The sequence below is a fragment of the Streptomyces sp. NPDC051109 genome (assembly GCF_044455885.1).
In the GTDB taxonomy this organism is placed as follows: Bacteria; Actinomycetota; Actinomycetes; order Streptomycetales; family Streptomycetaceae; genus Streptomyces.
The window spans coordinates 38321-55602 of sequence record NZ_JBITFF010000028.1 but is presented as its reverse complement, the minus strand read 5'-3'; the positions used below and the strand labels follow the sequence as shown (position 1 = coordinate 55602).

The window sequence follows — 17282 nt, the reverse complement described above, 5'->3', positions numbered from 1 at the left end:
CGCCATGAGCACCGTTCCCCATTCCGATACCGCCGCGGGCCTGGCCGACTGCCTGGAGCGCAACGCCGCCGCCTTCCCGCACAAGCCGGCCGTCATCCACCCCGACGGCCGCGAGCCCGGCGGCGGCCCGCACTACCGGGAAGTCACCTACGGGGAGTTACAGGACTCGGTCGAGGAGATCGCCCACGGACTCGCCCGCGCCGGGATCACCCGCGGGACCAAGACCGTACTGATGGCACCGCCCGGCCCCGAGCTCTTCGCCCTCGCCTTCGCCCTGTTCCGGCTCGGCGCCGTCCCCGTCGTCGTCGACCCGGGCATGGGCGTGCGCCGGATGCTCCACTGCTACCGCGCCGTCGGCGCCGAGGCGTTCATCGGGCCACCCCTCGCCCACCTCGTACGGGTCCTCGGCCGGCGCACCTTCGGCCGCGTACGCATCCCGGTCACGCTGGGCCGCCGCCGGCTGTGGGGCGGCCACACGCTCGCCGCGCTGCGCACGGCCGCAGGCCCGCGGACCCCCGCCGCCGACGTCGGCGGCGACGACCTCCTGATGATCGGGTTCACCACCGGAAGCACCGGCCCCGCCAAGGGAGTCGAGTACACCCACCGCATGGCGCTCTCCATCGCCCGCCAGATCGAGGCCGCCCACGGGCGTACCCGCGACGACACCTCACTGGTGACCCTGCCCTTCTACGGCATCCTCGACCTCGTCTACGGCTCCACCACCGTCCTCGCACCCCTCGCACCGGCCAAGGTCGCCCAGGCCGACCCCGCCCTGCTCGTCGACGCGCTGGAACGATTCGGCGCGACCACCATGTTCGCGTCGCCCGCCCTCCTGCGGAACCTCGCCGACCACCTCACCGCCCTGGGCCGCCCCCCGCGTGACCTGCGCTGCATCGTCTCCGGCGGCGCGCCCGTACCCGACTCCGTCGTCGCCGCCCTGCGCACCGTCCTCGACGAGAAGGCGTCCGTCCACGTCACCTACGGGGCCACCGAGGTCCTGCCGATCACCTCGATCGAATCCGAGGAGATCCTCGGCGAGACCTCCGCCGGCAGCGCCCGCGGAGCCGGTACCTGCATCGGCCGCCCCGTCCCCGGCACCCGCGTCCGCATCATCCCCGTCACCGACGGCCCGCGCCCCCGCCTGTACCCGGAGACCGCGCTGCCCGCCGGAAGCGTCGGCGAGATACTCGTCGAGGGCGAGTCCGTCAGCCCCCGCTACCACCACGCGCCCCGCTCCGACGCCCTGCACAAGGTGCACGAGATCCGGCCCGACGGCGCCGCGCTCACCTGGCACCGCACCGGCGACCTCGGCTACCTCGACGACCGTGGCCGACTCTGGTTCTGCGGCCGCACCTCCCAACGGGTGCGGACCGCCGACCGGGACCTGCACACCGTGCGCTGCGAGGGCGTCTTCAACGCCCACCCCCTGGTGCGCCGCAGCGCCCTGGTCGGCATCGGCCCGGCCGGCGCCCAGCGACCCGTCGTCTGCGTGGAGAGCGGCGTCCCGGCCGGCGGCCCCGCCTGGCAGGACTTGGTCGCCGAACTGCGCGCCCTCGCCGCCGAACACGCCCCCACCCGGGGACTGGAGGAGTTCCTGCACCATCCCGCCTTCCCGGTCGACGTCCGCCACAACGCGAAGATCGGCCGCGAGCAGCTGGCCCGATGGGCGCAGCGGCGCCTCGCCCCGTCCCCGCCCCCGTTCTCGCGGGCCCGGGCGGCCCGCCTCGTACCGCTCGCCGGGTGGGCGTACCTCCTCGGCGGCGCGATCTGGGCCGCCGTCGCCGACGTGCCCGACGTACCCCTGCTGCGCTGGCTCTGGTGGGCCGACGCCTTCCTCTCCATCCCGGTGCACGCCGCGCAGATCCCCCTCGCCCTGCCCCGGGGCAGGGCCGCGGGCCACGGCGGCGCGGCCACCGCCGCACTGACCATGCTCTACGGCGCGACCTGGTGGCGGGAACTGTGAACATCCTGATCACCGGGGCCACCGGCTTCCTCGGCGGCCACCTCGCCGACGCCTGCCTGCGCGACGGCCACCGGGTCCGCGCCCTGGTCCGGCCGGGAAGCGACACCGCCCGCCTGGGCGCCCTCGGTCCGGGACTCGACCTCGTGCCCGGCGACCTCGCCGACCCCGCCTCGCTGGCCCGCGCGGCCGTGGGCTGCGACACCGTGCTGCACAGCGCCGCCCGCGTCGTCGACCACGGCAGCCGCGCCCAGTTCGAGGAGGCCAACGTCACCGGAACGCAGCGGCTGCTGGCGGCGGCCCGCGCGGCGGGCGCCACCCGCTTCGTCTTCGTCAGCAGCCCCAGCGCGCTGATGCACCTGCGCGAGGGCGACCGGCTCCGGATCGACGAGAGCACCCCGTACCCCACCCGGTTCTTCAACCACTACTGCGCGACGAAGGCCGCCGCCGAACAGTACGTACTGTCCGCGAACACAGCGGACTTCACCAGCTGCGCGTTGCGCCCGCGCGCCATCTGGGGCCCGCGCGACCACGCGGGCTTCCTGCCCCGCATGATCGCCTCGATGCGCGCGGGCCGGCTGCCCGACCTGTCCGGCGGCAAACGGGTACGGGTCTCGCTGTGCCACGTCGACAACGCCGTCGACGCCTGCCTGCGCGCGACCGCCGTCCCCGCCGAACGCATCGCCGGAAAGGCGTACTTCGTGGCCGACCGCGAGGAGACCGACCTGTGGGCCTTCCTCGCCCGCGTCGGCGCCCTCCTCGGCTGCCCGCCGCCGCACCCCCGGGTCCCCGTCGCGGCCACCCGCATCCTCGCCGAAGCCGTCGAGGCGGCGTGGCGGCTGCGCCCGTCGGCCGCTACGGCCCCGCCGCTGAGCCGCTACACGGCGGCCCTCCTCACCCGCTCCACCACGTACGACACGGCCGCCGCCCGCCGCGACCTCGGCTACGACCCGCCGCGCGCGCAGGAGGACGGCGTGAGCGAACTGCTCCGCTGGATCCACGGCATCGGCGGCGTCGACGCCTGGGTCCGCCCGGACCACCCGCCCGCGTCCCCGCGCACCGACGAAGGAACCACCCCACGATGACACCCCCTCGCACCACCTACCGGCGGGCGGTATCGCCCACCGAGCACCTCTACCTGGCCGCCGGGCACGCACGCGGCGCCATGGCCCTGCGCATCGTCGTCGAAGGGCACACCGCCCCCGAACCGGCGGCCCTGCGGGCGGCGCTCGCCCGGGCCGCCGAGACCTGCCCCGGCTCCCGCCTGGTACGGCGCGGGGCCGTCTGGTCGGCCGAGGGGCCGCTGCCCGCCATCCGGTACGCCGCACCCGCCGCCGGCGGCATCGACGTGTCGGACCCGGCCACGGCGGAGCTCCTCACCGGCCGCGCGCGCCGGAACGACCCGCCGGGGTGCGAGGTCCTGGTGATCCCCGGCGGCACCCCCTCGGGCACCGCCACGCTCGTGTTCAGCGCCTCGCACGCCCTGATGGACGGTCACGGCGCGCTGATCTGGGTACGCGAGGTCTTCCGCGCCCTGCGCGGGGAGCCGGGCCGCCCGGCCCTCGCCCCGGACACCGACCGGGGTCTGCTGCGCCGCCTCGGCGCCACCGGCCGCCGCACCGGCCTCGCCCCAGCCCACCCGTCCCCCCTGGGCCGCCCGGGGGCGGGCCCCGAGCAGACCCTGTGGCTGCGCCGCACCCTCCCCGGCCACCACCCGGCCCTCACGCCCAGGCTGGCCCAGGCCCTGACGAACAGTGCGGCGCCGGGCGGCGGCCGCCCGGGCAGCGCGGTGCCGGGCGCCACCCGGGTCATGATCCCGGTCGACCTGCGGCGCCACCGCCCCGGCATCGCCTCGACCGGCAACCTCACCCTGCCGCTGTTCCTGGACCTGAGCCCCGGCCAGGAGTGGCCGAGGGCACAGGTCACCCTGCTCCGGGCCCTCGCCGAGAACCGGGAGCTCGCCGAGGGCTTCGAGTCGGCCCTCCTGCCCCTGCCCCCGGCGGCCGCCCGCCTCTTGCTGCGGGCCGCGCAGGCGGGCGCCGTACGGACCGACCGCCACCTCGCCTCGGCCGTCGTCTCCCACCTGGGGCGCCTGGACCCGGCCGACTTCTCCGGCGGCGGCTTCACCGCGAGGACCCTGTACGCGCTGCCCGTCCACGCCCCCCTGGTCCCCGTCTCGGTGGCCGCCTCCGAGACGGACACCGCCACGGAGCTCACGATGGGCGTCCGCGGCGGCCCCGGTCTGGCCGAACGCGCCACCCGCCTCCTGGACGAAGTCCTGACCCACCTGCCGGCCCCCGCGGCACCGCCGCCAACGCCCGCCCCCGAATCCACATCGGCACCCGCACCGGCACCCGGGCCCGCGCCCGCCCCTGTTCCCGCGCCCGCACCCGTTCCCGGGCCCGTGCCCGCACCCGTGCCCGTTCCCGCACCCGTTCCCGCGCTCGCACCCGTTCCCGGGCCCGCACCTGTTCCCGGGCCCGCGCCCGCACCCGCGCCCGTTCCCGCACCCGGGCCCGCATCCGCGCCCGCACCTGTTCCCGCACCCGGGCCCGCACCTGTTCCCGCACCGGTGCCCGCACCTGTTCCTGGGCCCGCGCCCACGCCCGTGCCCGCACCTGTTCCCGGGCCCGCGCCCGCACCCGCACCTGTTCCCGCACCCGCACCCGCACCCGGGCCCGCGCCCGTACCCGCCCCCGTGCCCGCACCCGGACCCGCGCCCGTACCGCCCCCCGCCACGGTCGTGGAACTCTTCCGCGCACAGGCCGCCCGCACGCCCGCGGCGCCCGCGCTCGACGGCCCCGACGGCGTGGTCACGTACGCCGAACTCGACCGCCGCTCCGACGCCGTGGCCGCCGGGCTGCTCCGCCGCGGGATCGGCCGCGAAGACCTCGTCGGCCTGGTCGTCGACCGCACTCCGGCCGGGGTCTGCGCCCTGTGGGGGATCCTCAAGGCGGGCGCCGCCTACGTACCGCTGGACCCCTCCCACCCCGCCGCGCGGACCGCGGAGATCCTCCGCGCCTGCGGCGCCCGGCTCTGCCTGACCCGGCGCCACCTCGCCGACTCCCTCGGCGCGCTCGCGCCCTGCCCCCTGCTCGCGGCCGAGGGCCTCGTCACCGGCCCGCCGCCCCGGCCGGTACCCCCGGCGCCCGCGCCCGGGGACCTCGCGTACGTCATCCACACCTCCGGCTCCACCGGCCGCCCCAAGGGCGTGCAGATCGAACACCGCGGCCTCGCGGGCTTCGTCCGCTGGATGACGCAGGTCTGCCGCGTGGACGCCCGGACCCGCTTCGGCTTCGCGTCCTCCTACGGCTTCGACATCTCCTGCTTCCCCCTCTTCCTGCCCCTCCTGGCCGGCGGCACGGTCGTCCTCGCGCCCGACGCGCCCTCGCGCGCCACCCTGCGCCGGCTCGTCACCGACCACCGGGCCGACACCCTCGCCCTCACCCCCTCCCACCTGGCCCTGCTGCCCGACCACGGCGACGTACGCACCCTGCTGCTCGGCGGCGAACCGCTGACCGAGGCCGCCGTACGCACCGCCCGTACCGCCTTCGGCCCCGACTGCCGCATCATCAACGGCTACGGCCCCACCGAGGCGACCGTCGCCTGCCTCGCCCACGTCGTGGACGACGCGCGGCCCACGAGCGCCGCCACCCTCCCGATCGGCACGCCCGGCCCCTACGCCCGCGTCCACCTCGTGGCGGAGGACGGCGACCGCATCGGCACCGGCCCCCAGGACACCGGCCGCACGGGGGAGATCGTCGTCAGCGGCCCCCAGGTGGCCCGCGGCTACCTCGGCCCGCCCGACGGCCGCCCCTCCCCGTTCACCGAGCACGCGGACGGCACCCGCAGCTACCGCACGGGCGACCTCGGCCGGCGACTGCCCGGCGGGGAGGTCGAGTTCGCCGGGCGCATCGACGGCCAGCTCAAGATCGCCGGGCACCGCATCGAGCCCGCGGAGATCGTCGCCGCGCTCGAAGCCCGGCCCGAAGTGAGCCGCGCCGTCGTGACCGCCCGCCGCCGCCCGCACACCACGACGCCGGTGCTGTGCGCGTACGTGGTCCCGCGCGCCGGCGGTTCGCACGGTCCGGGCGAGGGCCCGGAGGACCGGAACGATCCGAGCCGTCCCGACGACCTCTCCGCCACCCTGCGCTCCGCGCTCACCGCCCTGCTGCCCGCCGCCATGGTCCCGTCCCGCATCATCACGGTGGACGCCGTCCCCAGCACGGTCGCCGGCAAGACCGACCTGGACGCCCTGCCCGACCCCTTCGCCGCCCCGGACGGCCCTCCAGCCCCCGCCCACGACACGGCGGAGCCGCCCACCACCCTCCAGGCACGGGTGGCCGCCCACTGGTCCGCGATCCTCGCCGTCGATCCCGCACGAATTTCCGCGGAATCCGACTTCCAGGCCCTGGGCGGAGACTCCCTCGCCCTGGTGGAAATGCTCACAGCCGTCTCCGAAGACCTGCTCGAACCCGCCCAAGCCCGCCGCTTCATGGCCGGCCTCGACTGCCTGGTACGGAACCTGACGCTCGCACAGGTCTGCTCCCACCTCGCCGCCGCCCGAGAGGAGCTCCCCGCATGATCTTCGTCGGAGACGGCGCACTGCTGCGCCGAGCCGTCCTACACGCCGCCGAGCAGGGCCACCCCGTGGACCTCGTCTGCTCGGAGAACCCGCAGGACGCGACGGTCGGCGAAGCCCCGCACCTCCACCTCCCCACCCCCGTCGACGTCAACGCCCACGCAGACGCCCTCGCGCACGCCAGCAGCGACGGCATCGTCTGGTCCCTCAACAACCGCCGGATCTTCCGCGCACCGCTCCTCGCCCGGGGCCTGCGCATCCTCAACGTCCACAACGGCCTGCTGCCCCGCCACCGCGGACTGCCCTCCGTCGCCGTCCTCTTCGCCCTGCTGAACGGGGAGCACGAGTACGGCGCCACCCTCCACGAGGTCGACGCGGGCATCGACACCGGCCGCGTCCTGGCCGAGCACCGCTTCCCGATCGCCCCCGACGCCCGCCACTTCCAGGTCATGCTCCGCGGCGTGCGCGCCTGCCAGACCCTGTTCGAGGAAACCCTGCCGGCGATCGCCGCGGGCACGCCCCTCCCATCCCCACCCGCTCCGGCGGGCCCGCAGGCGTACTACGGAACCCGCGCCCTGGCCCGCCTGGCGTCCCACCACAACCACCCGGCCTACCTCCGCGCCACGGACCTGGGCCCCTTCGCCACCCACGCCCCGGAACTGGCCGCGGCGATCACGACGGCAGGACCCGCCGCCCGGACTCACTGACGCACCACGCGGACGGCGACCGCGTCGAAGGACGCCCGGAGCGCTCCGCCGGGGGCGCAGTACCGGTGCACGTTGCCCCCCTGTCTCCGGCAGCGGCTGCAGCGGCGCGGCACTGGAAGAGCGTGGCGGTGTCGCTCGCGGAGCCGTCGAAGTGCACCGGGTGCAGTGCAGGCTCGTCCGTGTAGGACTCCGACGAGCGCAGGAAGTCGGGCTCCACGGAGGCGGTCGACGACGTCCCTACCGCTGGGAGGCGCCCCACCGCGTCGCCTCCCTCGTCCGCCGTGCGATCCACGGCGCCCGCCGCCGCTCCCTGATCCGGCCTGATCGACAAGACACCCCACAGCGCTTCACCGACCACTTGCCGGGCGGCGTCGCCCAGGTGTCCGAGGATTCCGTCCTGGCCGAAACCAGCTCGCACGGCTGCCCGGTCTCGTTCGCCTTCTGCAAAGCGAAGTCCTCTTCGCTCAATGACCGTCTGCGACCGGATCCGCCGATGCCGCAACGACGGCGGACGTCGGCAGGGCAACCCTTGCGGAGGCTGTCATTCCGATTGTCAGGATGGCGGACTCGGGCGGGCCAAGCCCTTCCTGACCTCGGGGACCGCCACCCGGGACGTCGCCTGGACCAGGGGTAACATCCTCGGCGCGAACATTTCCGGCGGGGGAGGGGGCGGGCGATGACGGCACGGATGTCGTTCCGGGGCGCCGCCGCGGCGGCGCTGCTGACCGTGGTATCGGTGTCGTCCTGCGGGGCGGGCGGGAGTGATGAGGCCGGCACGTGCAAGGTACGGCACGAGCTCGACCAGATCACCTCGCGGTTCCCGTCGTTCAAGCAGCTCGAATCCGCGTCGTGGTGCGGGATCGATCCGGACAAGCCGTCCCGGTTGCCCTCGCAGAACAACATCCGCCTCGTGGGCGTGCTCAACGCCGTGGACGACCAGGCCGTGCTGAAGGACCTGGAGGACCCCGCTCTGCAGTTCAAACCCGTCGTGCCCCAGAACGTGCCGCCGGAGATCGTGAAGCTCCTGCCGGAGGGAGCCGAGTGGATGATGAGCGACCGGGTCAACAAGGACATCACCGAGGATCTCTACTTCGGGTCCTTCTCCTACGACAAGCGGAGCGGGCAGGTGCTCTTCGACTGCTCGAACCCGTCCCGGAAGGACGGTCCGGCTCCCGTCGTGACCAGCAACTGAACCACGTAACAGGATGCCGCCGTCCCGGGGACCCGGAGTCACGGGGACCCCAGATGTCGGTGAAGCGCGCCGAGTAGAACTCCGTGTCGCAGAAGCGGGAGCGGACGCCGCGGGTGCGCGCCTCGACCCACGGGGCGACGTGGGTCGTGAACGCATGGACGCGTCCGGCCGGGGGCCACCAGTGGCTGCGCGGAGCCGTGCGCCGGGTACTGCGTCCGGCAGGGGAGGAATCCACGGAACACCTCCGCACGCGTACCCGGGTGGCCCGGGCGATCGCTTCCCTGCTGCGGGGCCCCCGGCCGTCAGCGCAGTGAGGCGAGGGCAGCGGTCGCGGCGGCGGTGAGTGTCAGGACCGAGGCGAACGCGGTCGCCGCCCGCAGGATCGCGGCCGGGTACGTGGCCCCGTCCAGTCGGGCGAGCTTCCCCGCCCCGGCGGCGACCAAGACGGCCACGACGAGGGCCATGACGGTGGAGAGCAGGACGGTGGCGAGACCGGACACGACGACTCCCTGAGGCGTGGGGCTTCGAGCTGACGGAGTCGAAGGTCCCGCACACGGTGTTCGACGGGGTTCGGACGAACCGAAGACGATCACCGGCGAACACGGGCGAACACATCGCCGTAGCCCGGAGCGCGAAGTCAGTCGTAGGGCGGGAAGCAGTCGGGCACCTCGCCCGAGAACTCGTCGAGCAACGACCAGGGCGGGGTGCCGTCAGAGGTCCTTCGTGCGACGAGCCCCTGTAGTTCGAGGAAGTGCAATGAGTCGATGTCGAAGTCCGCCAGGAACACCATCGCACTGCTGTGGACGTGGTCGTACACTTCCCATTGCGCTGCGTCGGCCTCGTATCGGGCCTCGCTCACGATGGTGAGGTAGACGAGGAGAAGCGCCGCTTCCACTCCGTCGTCGTGGTCCTTGATCCGGTCCTTGAACGCGAGGCACTCGTCCGCGTACTGCACGAGCCGGGCGGAGAGTCCGGGTTCGCCGAGCCGCGCGGCCCGATACACCTCCACGGTGCGGATCCTCAGTCCGATCAGCGGAGAATCCCGCAACTTGCCGTGGAGCACGCGAAGCAGGCTGGTGGGCCGCAGGTCCAGGTACTCGTAGGTGAAGCGGGCCTCCCGATCCCCCGGAAGCCCGGTCGTCTTCCTCGTGCCCTGTTCCCGCTGCCGGGCAGGGGCGGCCGCCAGCCCGCCCTCTGAGCGAGCCGTGAGCGGTGCTGGTCCATCGCCACCTGTGCGTGCGAGGTCCCGGAGCTGGAGGAGCGGGTCCGGCGGTGTCCTGAGGGCTTGTGCCAGGGAGACGAGCGTGGCTTCACTCGGTACGGTCTCGCCGTTGAGTGCCTGGCTCGTCGTGGTGCGCCCGAGCCGGGCGCGCCGGGCCAGCCCTCCTACGTTGAGGCCCTGTTCCACCCGTAGGCGCCGCAGAAGGCGCTTCAGGTTGGCCAGGGCTTCCCCGGCAGCGCGACCCGGCCCCTGCTCTCCTGTCCGCAGCGGTGCTGCACCGGCCGGGCCCGCGGGCCCGGTTTCGCCGGAGCGCAAGGACGGGGACGTCTGTGTGTCTACGCGGCGGTCCACACCGACAGCCTGCACGACGAGCCCGCCGTCGGGGGCCGTTGGTGAGCAATGGCCGGGTCCACTCGTGGCGCATGTCGCCGCCCTCGCCGTGAACTCGCCGAGGAACTCGATGTTCAGGCCGCCCCCTTCGGACGACTCCCGGTCATCGCCGAGAAGTACGACACCTGCGGCCCGCTTGCGGCCGTCCAGGGCCGAGGCCGGAGCAAGGTCTCCGCACGACGGACCCCGGCGCGGCGCGTTCGCGCCTGTCAGCCCCGGCCTCTTCGTGATACCGCCGTACCATGAACATGGTACGGTCGTACCACGAAGAACAGATCTTCCCGGAGGTGCCCCGTGCCCGAGAACACCACCCGAGTGCGACGCGACATAGGCCACTACGTCAGCGACGAACTGCGCGACCGCTACTTCGCCGCCTGCGACGTCCTCTACGCGAAGGGCGCGCCCCTCCGCTCCGAGACCGACGTGGAGACGACCTTCGGCACCACCCACGTGTACCGGTACGGCCCCACCGACCCGGCCGCCGAGTCACGCACCCCCGTCGTCCTGATCCACGGATCCGGCGGATGCTCCGCGCAGTGGTACCCCAACACCCGCGCCCTCAGCGCCGAACGCCCCGTCTATGCCCTCGACACGCCCGGCGACCCCGGCCGCAGCATCCAGCGCGAGGCCATGTGGCAGCCCGAGCGGGCCGCCCAGTGGATGGACGAGGCCCTCGAAGCCCTCGGCCTCGACAAGGTGCACCTCGTCGGCTCCTCCTACGGCGGGTGGCTCGTCATCAACCAGGTCCACCGCCGGCCCGAGCGCCTCGCCTCCGTCACCGCCCTCGACCCGGGCGGGCTGGAGAAGGTGGGGCTGCGCTTCTTCGTCTGGATCTTCGCCAGCCTCTTCGCGACGTTCGCCCCCAAGGCGCTGCGCCCGGCCCTGGCGAAGTGGCTGGAGCAACCGGTCATCATCGACCGGGACCTGCGCGCCTGGATCCACGCCGGCGTGAAGGCCTTCCGGATACGCCGCCCCGCTCCGCTGCCGCTGTCCGACGCCGAGCTGGGCTCCATCCGGAGGCCGTTCTACCTGATCATGGGCAAGCGGAGCCTGCTGGTGCACCCGAAGCGCCAGCTGGAACGCGTTCCGCGCACGATCCCCGGCGCCCGGGCCGAGATCGTCGCCGCGACCGGCCACGGTCCGCAGATCGACCACCCCGACCTGGTCAACGCCCGGATGCTGAGCTTCTTTGACGACATCGACTCCCTCGCCCCGACCCCCACGGACGCGTAGCCGGCCGCCGCACGGCCCCCAGCCGGCCGCCGCACGGCGTCCGAACCGCTGACCCCGCCCCGACGGGGCCGAAGCCGCCCGGGCGGCTTCGGCCGATGAAGCGCCGGTTCGTGGACTCGACGCGCATGGGTCGGGTCCGGACGGGGCTTCGGCGCCGATCACGCCGCAGACGGACCCGGGACGGGACACCGCGGCCGACAACTCTCCTGGCACGTACGGAGACCACGGCCGTACCCGGCGCCGGCCACTGCGCCGCCCCCGGCCTCCTCCGGCATCGCGTGCGGTGCGGCGCCGTGACGCCCCGGGCCCTGGCCCGGGCGCTCCTGCGTTTTGCGCGCGTCGTCCGGAACCCGCCGCTGCGTCGGGAGCCATCTCCACCCGTCGGAAGGACGAAACCTCTCCTCCCTCCACGGCCGCGGCGGCTACCGTGGCGGGTGCCACCCGTCTGGAGGAGCCCGTGAACGTCCCACCCGCCGACCGCCGTGCGCACACATGGGTGCCGGCGTTCGAACGGGACCGGGCCAAGGCTCTGCAGGACGCCCGACACGCCTACGGCCTCACCCCCCTGCATGAGGTGGTGCGAATCCGGCAGCTGCCCGTCGCCGCGGCCCCGGCCGTCGACGCCCTTCACGGACTCGGGCCGAGACGAGCCCACCCACGTGGAGCTGGACGAGGCCCCGGAGGCCGCGGGTGAGTGATCAGCCGTGGGCGGTACGCCTGTCCCCGCAAGCCGCGAAGACGCTCGCCGAACTCCCCGACCCGGCCAGGGAGATGGCCCGCGACGTCCTGGACATCGCGGTGCGCTCCCCGTGGGGCTGGCCCCAGTGGAACGCAGGCGACCCGGAGGGCGAAGACGTCCGCGCCGCGTCCGTCGGGCAGCTGTCCGTCGTCTACGTGGCCAACCGCCCCACCCGGCGGCTGTCCGTCCTGGGCATCGTCTGGCTCGGCTAGCCCGCCCAAAGGCTCCGCACGCCGGACGACGGGACGACGCGGTTCTGGGCCCCCTCCCCGGCAGGAACGGCAGGCGGTACTGCAAGACGTCGCCGGCTACGCGACGCAGCCCCACAACACGGCGGCAGACGGGCGAACGCGACCGTCATCTGCTCCGAGACGGCCATGCCCGCCTTGACCGCGTCCGCCTCGGCGCGGACTCGACCCGCTTCCTCAGGTCGGCGAACCGGTATGGGCGTCGCACAGCAGGCCCGCGACCGCCTCGGCCTGGATCTGGGCGGCGGACCAGCGTGATCCCCCACCTCAGCGGGGCGACCTCCCGGCCACCGTCCCACCCGCCGCCGTCACTGCCCTCATTCAGGGTGTGGTCCCGGTGCCGTCGAGCCGTTCGATGCGCGCCACGTTCTCCCGGTCCTCGGCGTCCGTGCTCGCCTCGGCGGCGAACCAGGCGTCGAGGATCTCCTTGAGCAGTGGTTCCGAGGTCAGGCGCAGGCTGAGCGCGAGCACGTTGGCGTCGTTCCAGCGGCGCGCACCGTCCGCCGTGTAGGCGTCCGTGCACAGGGCCGCGCGTACACCCGGCACTTTGTTCGCGGCGATCGAGGCGCCCGTACCGGTCCAGCAGCACACGACGGCCTGGTCGGCATGCCCGGCGGCGACCTCGCGGGCCGCCGCCTCCGAGCAGGCCGCCCACTGCGTGTCGTCGCCGGGGCTCAGCGCCCCGTACACCACCACGTCGTGTCCGCGGTCGCGCAGTTGCCCCAGGAGCGCACGAGCCACGGGTTCGTCCATGTCCGAGGAAACGGAGATCCGCATGCCCCGAGACTACTCAGGTTGAACTCGCCTGGTCGTAGGTGCTGACGCTCTGGGACCCCTGCCCGCCGCAGGCCGCCTGGCCGCAGTTCCAGGCCCTCGCCGGCCGCCCGGCCCCCTGACCCCGACCGGTGAGCGGTCACGGGCGTCCGCGGGGCGGGGGCGGAGGTCCGCACTCCGCAACAACGGGATCCCGGCCCGGTGACGAACCGCGTCCGGCCGTCGCCCCGGCCGGATCCCGGGGGTTACGGTGCGGCGACGCCGGAATCCGGGAGAGGGAGAAGACCATGAGAGCGGTTCGGAGGCAGGCGGCCATGGCCGCCCTGGCGGTGTGCGGCGTGCTGGCGCTCACCGCCTGTCAGAACGGCGACGACCCGGCCGCGCCGGACGCGAAGCCCACCGCGGCCGCACCGGCCCCGCCCACCGCCCCGGCCCCGCCCACCGCCAGCGCCACGGTTGCCGTGCCGGCCCCCTCGAAGACCGGCGCGGCGCCCAAGCCCTCGGCGACCGCCACCCCGGCGGGGAAGACTCCACCCGCCCCGGCCCCGCCCCCCGCGCCGACCTGCGGCGCCGACGGCAGGATGCCGGTCTCGCCCGACACGATCGCCGTGCACCGCTACACGCCCGAGGGCGGTATGACCAGTCTCATCGTCCAGCACGGCACGTACGGCTGCCCCGGGCGCTTCGAACCGTCGGGCCCGTGGACGTACATCCCGATCGCGGAGACGGCCAAGATCACCGCGACGGCGCCGATCCTCGGGCCCTCCACGGTGATGGGCAAGCCCATCTCCACCAGCGAGCTGACCGGGTGGCTGGACACCCACCCGGACAAGGGGCTCCCCTTCCACTACCACCTGAACGCGGCGGGGGTCATCGACACCCTCGACGAGATCTACGTCAAGTAGCACGCCGAGCGCCCCCGGGCTGCCACCAGATGGAGTCGACCCACTCCGGGTGGTCGATGAACGGGTTACGGTTCCGGGCGCCTTCGAGCAGCGCAGGTCCGTCTGGTTCCACTGCTTCAGCAGGCTGATGCGGCCGAAGAGGGGGGCGGTGCCGTTGTTGACCTTGTCGTTCATCTCCAGGTCCGGGAAGCCGTCGCCGCCGTCGTAGCGCACGGCCTGGAGGAGCCCACGCTGTCCGCTCACTGGCGGGCCGTATGGTCGGCCAGGTCCTGCGTGCCCTGACCAGCCCGCCCGGCGCCCCGGTTCCCGACGGCCCGCGTTTCCGCCTCGGCCGCCCGCTCCTCCACCACCCCACCGGCGCAGCCCCCGGCGGGCCGCGCCCGCGGAGCCTGCGGTGCCCGCGCACCGCACCACCAGGCCAAACGGTCTACGGGCGGCGTGACCGGCCCGGCGACCCGCTCGGGCGAGTCGCCGGGCCGGACGTGACGGGGTCGCCGGGCGACGGGGCGTCAGCAGGTGAGGGTGACCTCGTGCACGACCGGCCGGGGCGACCAGGGGAAGGAGGCCACGCCGAACGTGCCGCGAACCGTCGCGCCACAGGGGACGGTGCTCGCCGGGCCGCGCACGTCGAGCGTCGTGGAGGTGAAGACGACCGGCTTGTCCTGCGTGAGGGGCGGGGCGCCGGCGCCCACGACCTCGGTGGACAGCGTGGTGGACAGCTCCTTCGGAGCCGGCGCCGGGCTGCCGGGAGAGGGCGGCCCGGCGAGGCTGACCTTGCCGTAGAACTGCACCGTGTTACCGGTGACCTCCGCGCACAGCCGGGTGAGCAGGCCTGCCTGGAGCCCCGAGTTCCCGCAGGTGGTCACGGTCTGGTCGGCGGCGGCCTCAGGGGTCGCGGCGGAGGCAGGGCCTGCGGCCAGAACGGTCAGGCCGGCAACGCCGACCGCGAGAAGGGCTAAGCGGTTCATGGGACGTGCTCTCCTTGTGTCTTCGTCGGTGCGTGACGGGTCATCAACGCGCCTTGTGTGATGTGATATTTCACATCACACAAGAATGCAAGGTGATCGCGCCCTGAACTCCTTCTGTCCGGAGGTGAACAGCTCTCCGAGGCAGCGGTCAGCCCGGCGTTCGGGAAACGAGGTCCCCGCGAGCGAGGCAATCGATACCGCCAGCGCGCGGATCGACCGGTGGCGCATGATGTTGTCGAAGTCGGGCGGAGGGTGTCTCCCGCGGCTCGGTGAATCTGCTGTCCGGGGTGTCCTTGACCCGAGGAAGGAGCAGGCGCCCCCTGCCACCCCGGAGCCACGCGCCTGGCTCTGGACCCGCATCTACGACTGGCTCGACACCACCCTCGCCCCCACCGCCTGACACCGAGCAACCCACCCGCGCACCCACCCGCGCACCCACCCACGCACCCACCCACGCACACCCAAGGGAGCCGTCAGCCGTCACCATGACCCGCACCGGAATCGAAGCCGCCCTCAACGACCTGCTCTTCAACCACGACATCACCCTGGAGGAGGCCGCCGAGCGCCCTTCACGCCCGGGTACCGCCAGCGCACGGACGCCAAGTGGGCCGACCGCGCCGAGTTCCTCGACCACCTCAGCCACCTGCGAGGCATAGTCTCCGGCGGCACGGTAGAGGTCCACAAAGAGCTGTACGACGGCGGCAAGTACGCCGACCGGCACACCTGCCACATCACCAAGAACGACGGGACCACCGTCACCATGGCGGTCTACGCCTTCGCCGACCTGGCCCCCGACGGCCGCTTCCACCGCATCGAGGAAACCACCCCGAGGTTGAGCGGCTCCGAAGCCGACCGCACCCTGGGCAGCGTCCGCTGGGTCAGGGCTGGGACTCGATCACCGGATTCCGTGAATCGGACTTGCAGGCTCCACACCCGGCGAAGCGCGTGGTCCACAGACGTCGCCGTGCAGCGCGCCCGTAGCGGTCACGCAACCCAACTGGCTCGAATGGCGAACTCACCGTCAGATGTGAGGGACACGCCCTACACGGCGTCGTGAGACCGCTCGAGGTCCTCGGACGTCAGGACCGACCGATGCCCGTCAGTACCACCAGCGCAGCCGTTCACACAGGCCGATCGCCATCAGTCCCATAGGTGTCCACCAGATTCGCGATCAGCGCGGCCAGGACGCCGGCGCGGCGCCGGTCCTCACTCTGATCGCGCGGGGCCTGGTCAGCGGCCAGCAGCCGGGCAAGGGCGGCCGGATCCCGGTCCTCCACGGCGGCGTGCCACGGAGGTCTTACAGATCGGCGTACGGGGGGATGACGCGAACCACCGCGATGAGCTGGAGACGGGGCAGGGGCAGGGCGTAGAACCAGCCGTCGGCGAGGAGGGGGATACGGCGTAGCCCGCCGCCGACGCCGCGGCGGGCTCCTTCGCCGATGTCGGTGACATCGATTCCGACGTCGGCGAGCGCGACGAGCTCGTCCGCGAGGCGCTCGACCTCGGCGACCACATGGCCGGGCAGGCCTTTGACGACGTGCTCGGCATCGGGGTCGTACTCCCACCGCCAGCCGCTCAAGACTCCCCGCCATGGTGCAGTCCGGCTTCGGCTGCGGCTTTGTCGAGGATTCGCCCGATCTCAGCGGTGATCATCCGGCCCTCTTCGGGGTCAGTGACGTGCGCGGCCCTCGCTTCGAGGTGCCGCAGCCGGGCGGCGAGGTCGGGGTGCCGCTCGATCGCCACATGCAGCGCCCACTGCCGCAGGAACCGGCGTACCGGGGCCGAGCTGACCTCGCGGCGGGCCTGGGCGACGGCCGCGGCGCGTTCGGCGTCGAAGGTGGCGACCGCATCCGGCGCGATCCGTACCAGGGCTGCGCGCAGATCCTCGACGGTGGCGGCGGGCTGCGGGAGGCCGCCGTCGTGGGGGTGCTCGGCGGCGGTGCTCACGCCGCGTCCTTTCGGCTGCCGTTTTCCTGTCGGCGGTGGGCGGCGGCGAGGGTCGAGACGTGCTGGCGCGACCAGCCGACCTGGGCTGCGACGGCGGCCGGCCCGCCCCGCCCGTGCCCGGCTGCGATCCGTCCCGCGGCCTCACTGAGTGCAGCGCGGGCCTGTTCAAGGGCAGCCGTGAGCTCCTCCACCGTACGGAAGAGGTGGTCCAGCTCGTCCGTTTCGCCGGGCGCGAGCGCGACGCGTGTCGCGCCCATGGGGGTCGTCATGGGACCGAGCCTTCCTCACCCGAACCGCAAACGCAAGCGCGCTTGACAAAGCGCCGCCGCCAAGGCGCGAGGTCTGGCGGAGGGAGTGCCCCCGGGCCGGCTCCGACAGCCGCGACCAGCCGGCACCACCCGATCGGCAGGACCAC

At 73.8% G+C, this 17282-nt stretch carries 15 protein-coding genes and 3 pseudogenes; 9 read left to right on the top strand and 9 right to left on the bottom strand.

Features of this window, described 5'->3' with window-relative positions:
- Positions 1-4 precede the first annotated feature (4 nt).
- The 5 genes from ACIBAD_RS33480 (at position 5) to ACIBAD_RS33460 (ending at position 8441) form a co-directional block, all read left to right on the top strand.
- A complete protein-coding gene (locus tag ACIBAD_RS33480; protein WP_208329172.1) occupies positions 5-1963 on the top strand; it encodes a fatty acid CoA ligase family protein in 1959 nt (652 codons plus the stop codon).
- The gene (locus tag ACIBAD_RS33475; RefSeq protein ID WP_398910528.1) at positions 1948-3045 is read left to right on the top strand and encodes an NAD-dependent epimerase/dehydratase family protein; all 1098 of its coding nucleotides are present in this window, start codon (positions 1948-1950) and stop codon (positions 3043-3045) included. The genes ACIBAD_RS33480 and ACIBAD_RS33475 overlap by 16 nt, the downstream gene beginning before the upstream one ends.
- On the top strand, positions 3042-6545 hold the full coding sequence (locus ACIBAD_RS33470) for an amino acid adenylation domain-containing protein (protein WP_398910526.1): 3504 nt from the start codon (positions 3042-3044) through the stop codon (positions 6543-6545). Before ACIBAD_RS33475 ends, ACIBAD_RS33470 begins: the two co-directional genes overlap by 4 nt.
- Positions 6542-7249, top strand: a complete 708-nt coding sequence (locus tag ACIBAD_RS33465; protein WP_398910524.1) for a formyltransferase family protein — start codon at positions 6542-6544, stop codon at positions 7247-7249. The genes ACIBAD_RS33470 and ACIBAD_RS33465 overlap by 4 nt, the downstream gene beginning before the upstream one ends.
- Positions 7250-7925: 676 nt before the next feature.
- Positions 7926-8441 (top strand): hypothetical protein, encoded by a 516-nt coding sequence (locus ACIBAD_RS33460; RefSeq protein WP_398910522.1) that lies wholly within the window; start codon positions 7926-7928, stop codon positions 8439-8441.
- Between the two features lie 49 nt (positions 8442-8490).
- On the opposite strand, the pseudogene ACIBAD_RS33455 reads toward ACIBAD_RS33460, so the two are convergent.
- The 4 genes and pseudogenes from ACIBAD_RS33455 to ACIBAD_RS33440 form a co-directional block, all read right to left on the bottom strand.
- A pseudogene (locus tag ACIBAD_RS33455) lies at positions 8491-8676 on the bottom strand (darcynin family protein); the annotation flags it as partial.
- A gap of 67 nt (positions 8677-8743) precedes the next feature.
- Entirely contained in the window at positions 8744-8941 is a 198-nt protein-coding gene (locus tag ACIBAD_RS33450; RefSeq protein ID WP_134076039.1) for a hypothetical protein, read from the bottom strand.
- A gap of 137 nt (positions 8942-9078) precedes the next feature.
- Positions 9079-9450: a hypothetical protein gene (locus ACIBAD_RS33445; protein WP_398910547.1), complete on the bottom strand. Its 372-nt coding sequence runs from the start codon at positions 9448-9450 to the stop codon at positions 9079-9081.
- A gap of 261 nt (positions 9451-9711) precedes the next feature.
- Positions 9712-10014: pseudogene (locus ACIBAD_RS33440) on the bottom strand (helix-turn-helix domain-containing protein); the annotation flags it as partial.
- Positions 10015-10347: 333 nt separating this feature from the next.
- Between ACIBAD_RS33440 and ACIBAD_RS33435 the strand changes: the two are divergent.
- Both ACIBAD_RS33435 and ACIBAD_RS33430 read left to right on the top strand, forming a co-directional pair.
- Positions 10348-11286 carry an alpha/beta fold hydrolase gene (locus ACIBAD_RS33435; RefSeq protein WP_398910520.1) on the top strand — a complete coding sequence of 313 codons (939 nt, stop codon included), beginning with the start codon at positions 10348-10350 and terminating at the stop codon, positions 11284-11286.
- A 690-nt stretch (positions 11287-11976) separates the two neighbouring features.
- Positions 11977-12237, top strand: a complete 261-nt coding sequence (locus tag ACIBAD_RS33430) for a hypothetical protein (protein WP_134076035.1) — start codon at positions 11977-11979, stop codon at positions 12235-12237.
- Between the two features lie 357 nt (positions 12238-12594).
- Here ACIBAD_RS33430 and ACIBAD_RS33425 read toward each other — a convergent pair whose 3' ends face one another.
- Complete coding sequence (locus ACIBAD_RS33425; RefSeq protein WP_398910518.1) at positions 12595-13050, bottom strand: RpiB/LacA/LacB family sugar-phosphate isomerase; 456 nt, start codon at positions 13048-13050, stop codon at positions 12595-12597.
- Positions 13051-13334: 284 nt separating this feature from the next.
- Between ACIBAD_RS33425 and ACIBAD_RS33420 the strand changes: the two genes are divergently transcribed.
- On the top strand, positions 13335-13952 hold the full coding sequence (locus ACIBAD_RS33420; protein WP_134076031.1) for a hypothetical protein: 618 nt from the start codon (positions 13335-13337) through the stop codon (positions 13950-13952).
- A 509-nt stretch (positions 13953-14461) separates the two neighbouring features.
- Here the strand turns inward: ACIBAD_RS33420 and ACIBAD_RS33415 are convergent.
- On the bottom strand, positions 14462-14920 hold the full coding sequence (locus ACIBAD_RS33415) for a hypothetical protein (protein ID WP_134076029.1): 459 nt from the start codon (positions 14918-14920) through the stop codon (positions 14462-14464).
- A gap of 485 nt (positions 14921-15405) precedes the next feature.
- Here ACIBAD_RS33415 and ACIBAD_RS33410 point away from each other — a divergent pair.
- A pseudogene (locus ACIBAD_RS33410) lies at positions 15406-15794 on the top strand (hypothetical protein); the annotation flags it as partial.
- A 423-nt stretch (positions 15795-16217) separates the two neighbouring features.
- Here ACIBAD_RS33410 and ACIBAD_RS33405 read toward each other — a convergent pair.
- From ACIBAD_RS33405 to ACIBAD_RS33395, 3 genes are read right to left on the bottom strand one after another with little or no spacing between them, the layout of a single operon-like run.
- Positions 16218-16499, bottom strand: coding sequence for a hypothetical protein (locus ACIBAD_RS33405; RefSeq protein WP_134076027.1), 282 nt, complete (start codon positions 16497-16499; stop codon positions 16218-16220).
- On the bottom strand, positions 16496-16867 hold the full coding sequence (locus tag ACIBAD_RS33400; protein WP_134076026.1) for a DUF6247 family protein: 372 nt from the start codon (positions 16865-16867) through the stop codon (positions 16496-16498). The genes ACIBAD_RS33405 and ACIBAD_RS33400 overlap by 4 nt, the downstream gene beginning before the upstream one ends.
- A complete protein-coding gene (locus ACIBAD_RS33395) occupies positions 16864-17136 on the bottom strand; it encodes a hypothetical protein (RefSeq protein ID WP_134076024.1) in 273 nt (90 codons plus the stop codon). Before ACIBAD_RS33395 ends, ACIBAD_RS33400 begins: the two co-directional genes overlap by 4 nt.
- Positions 17137-17282 lie beyond the last annotated feature (146 nt).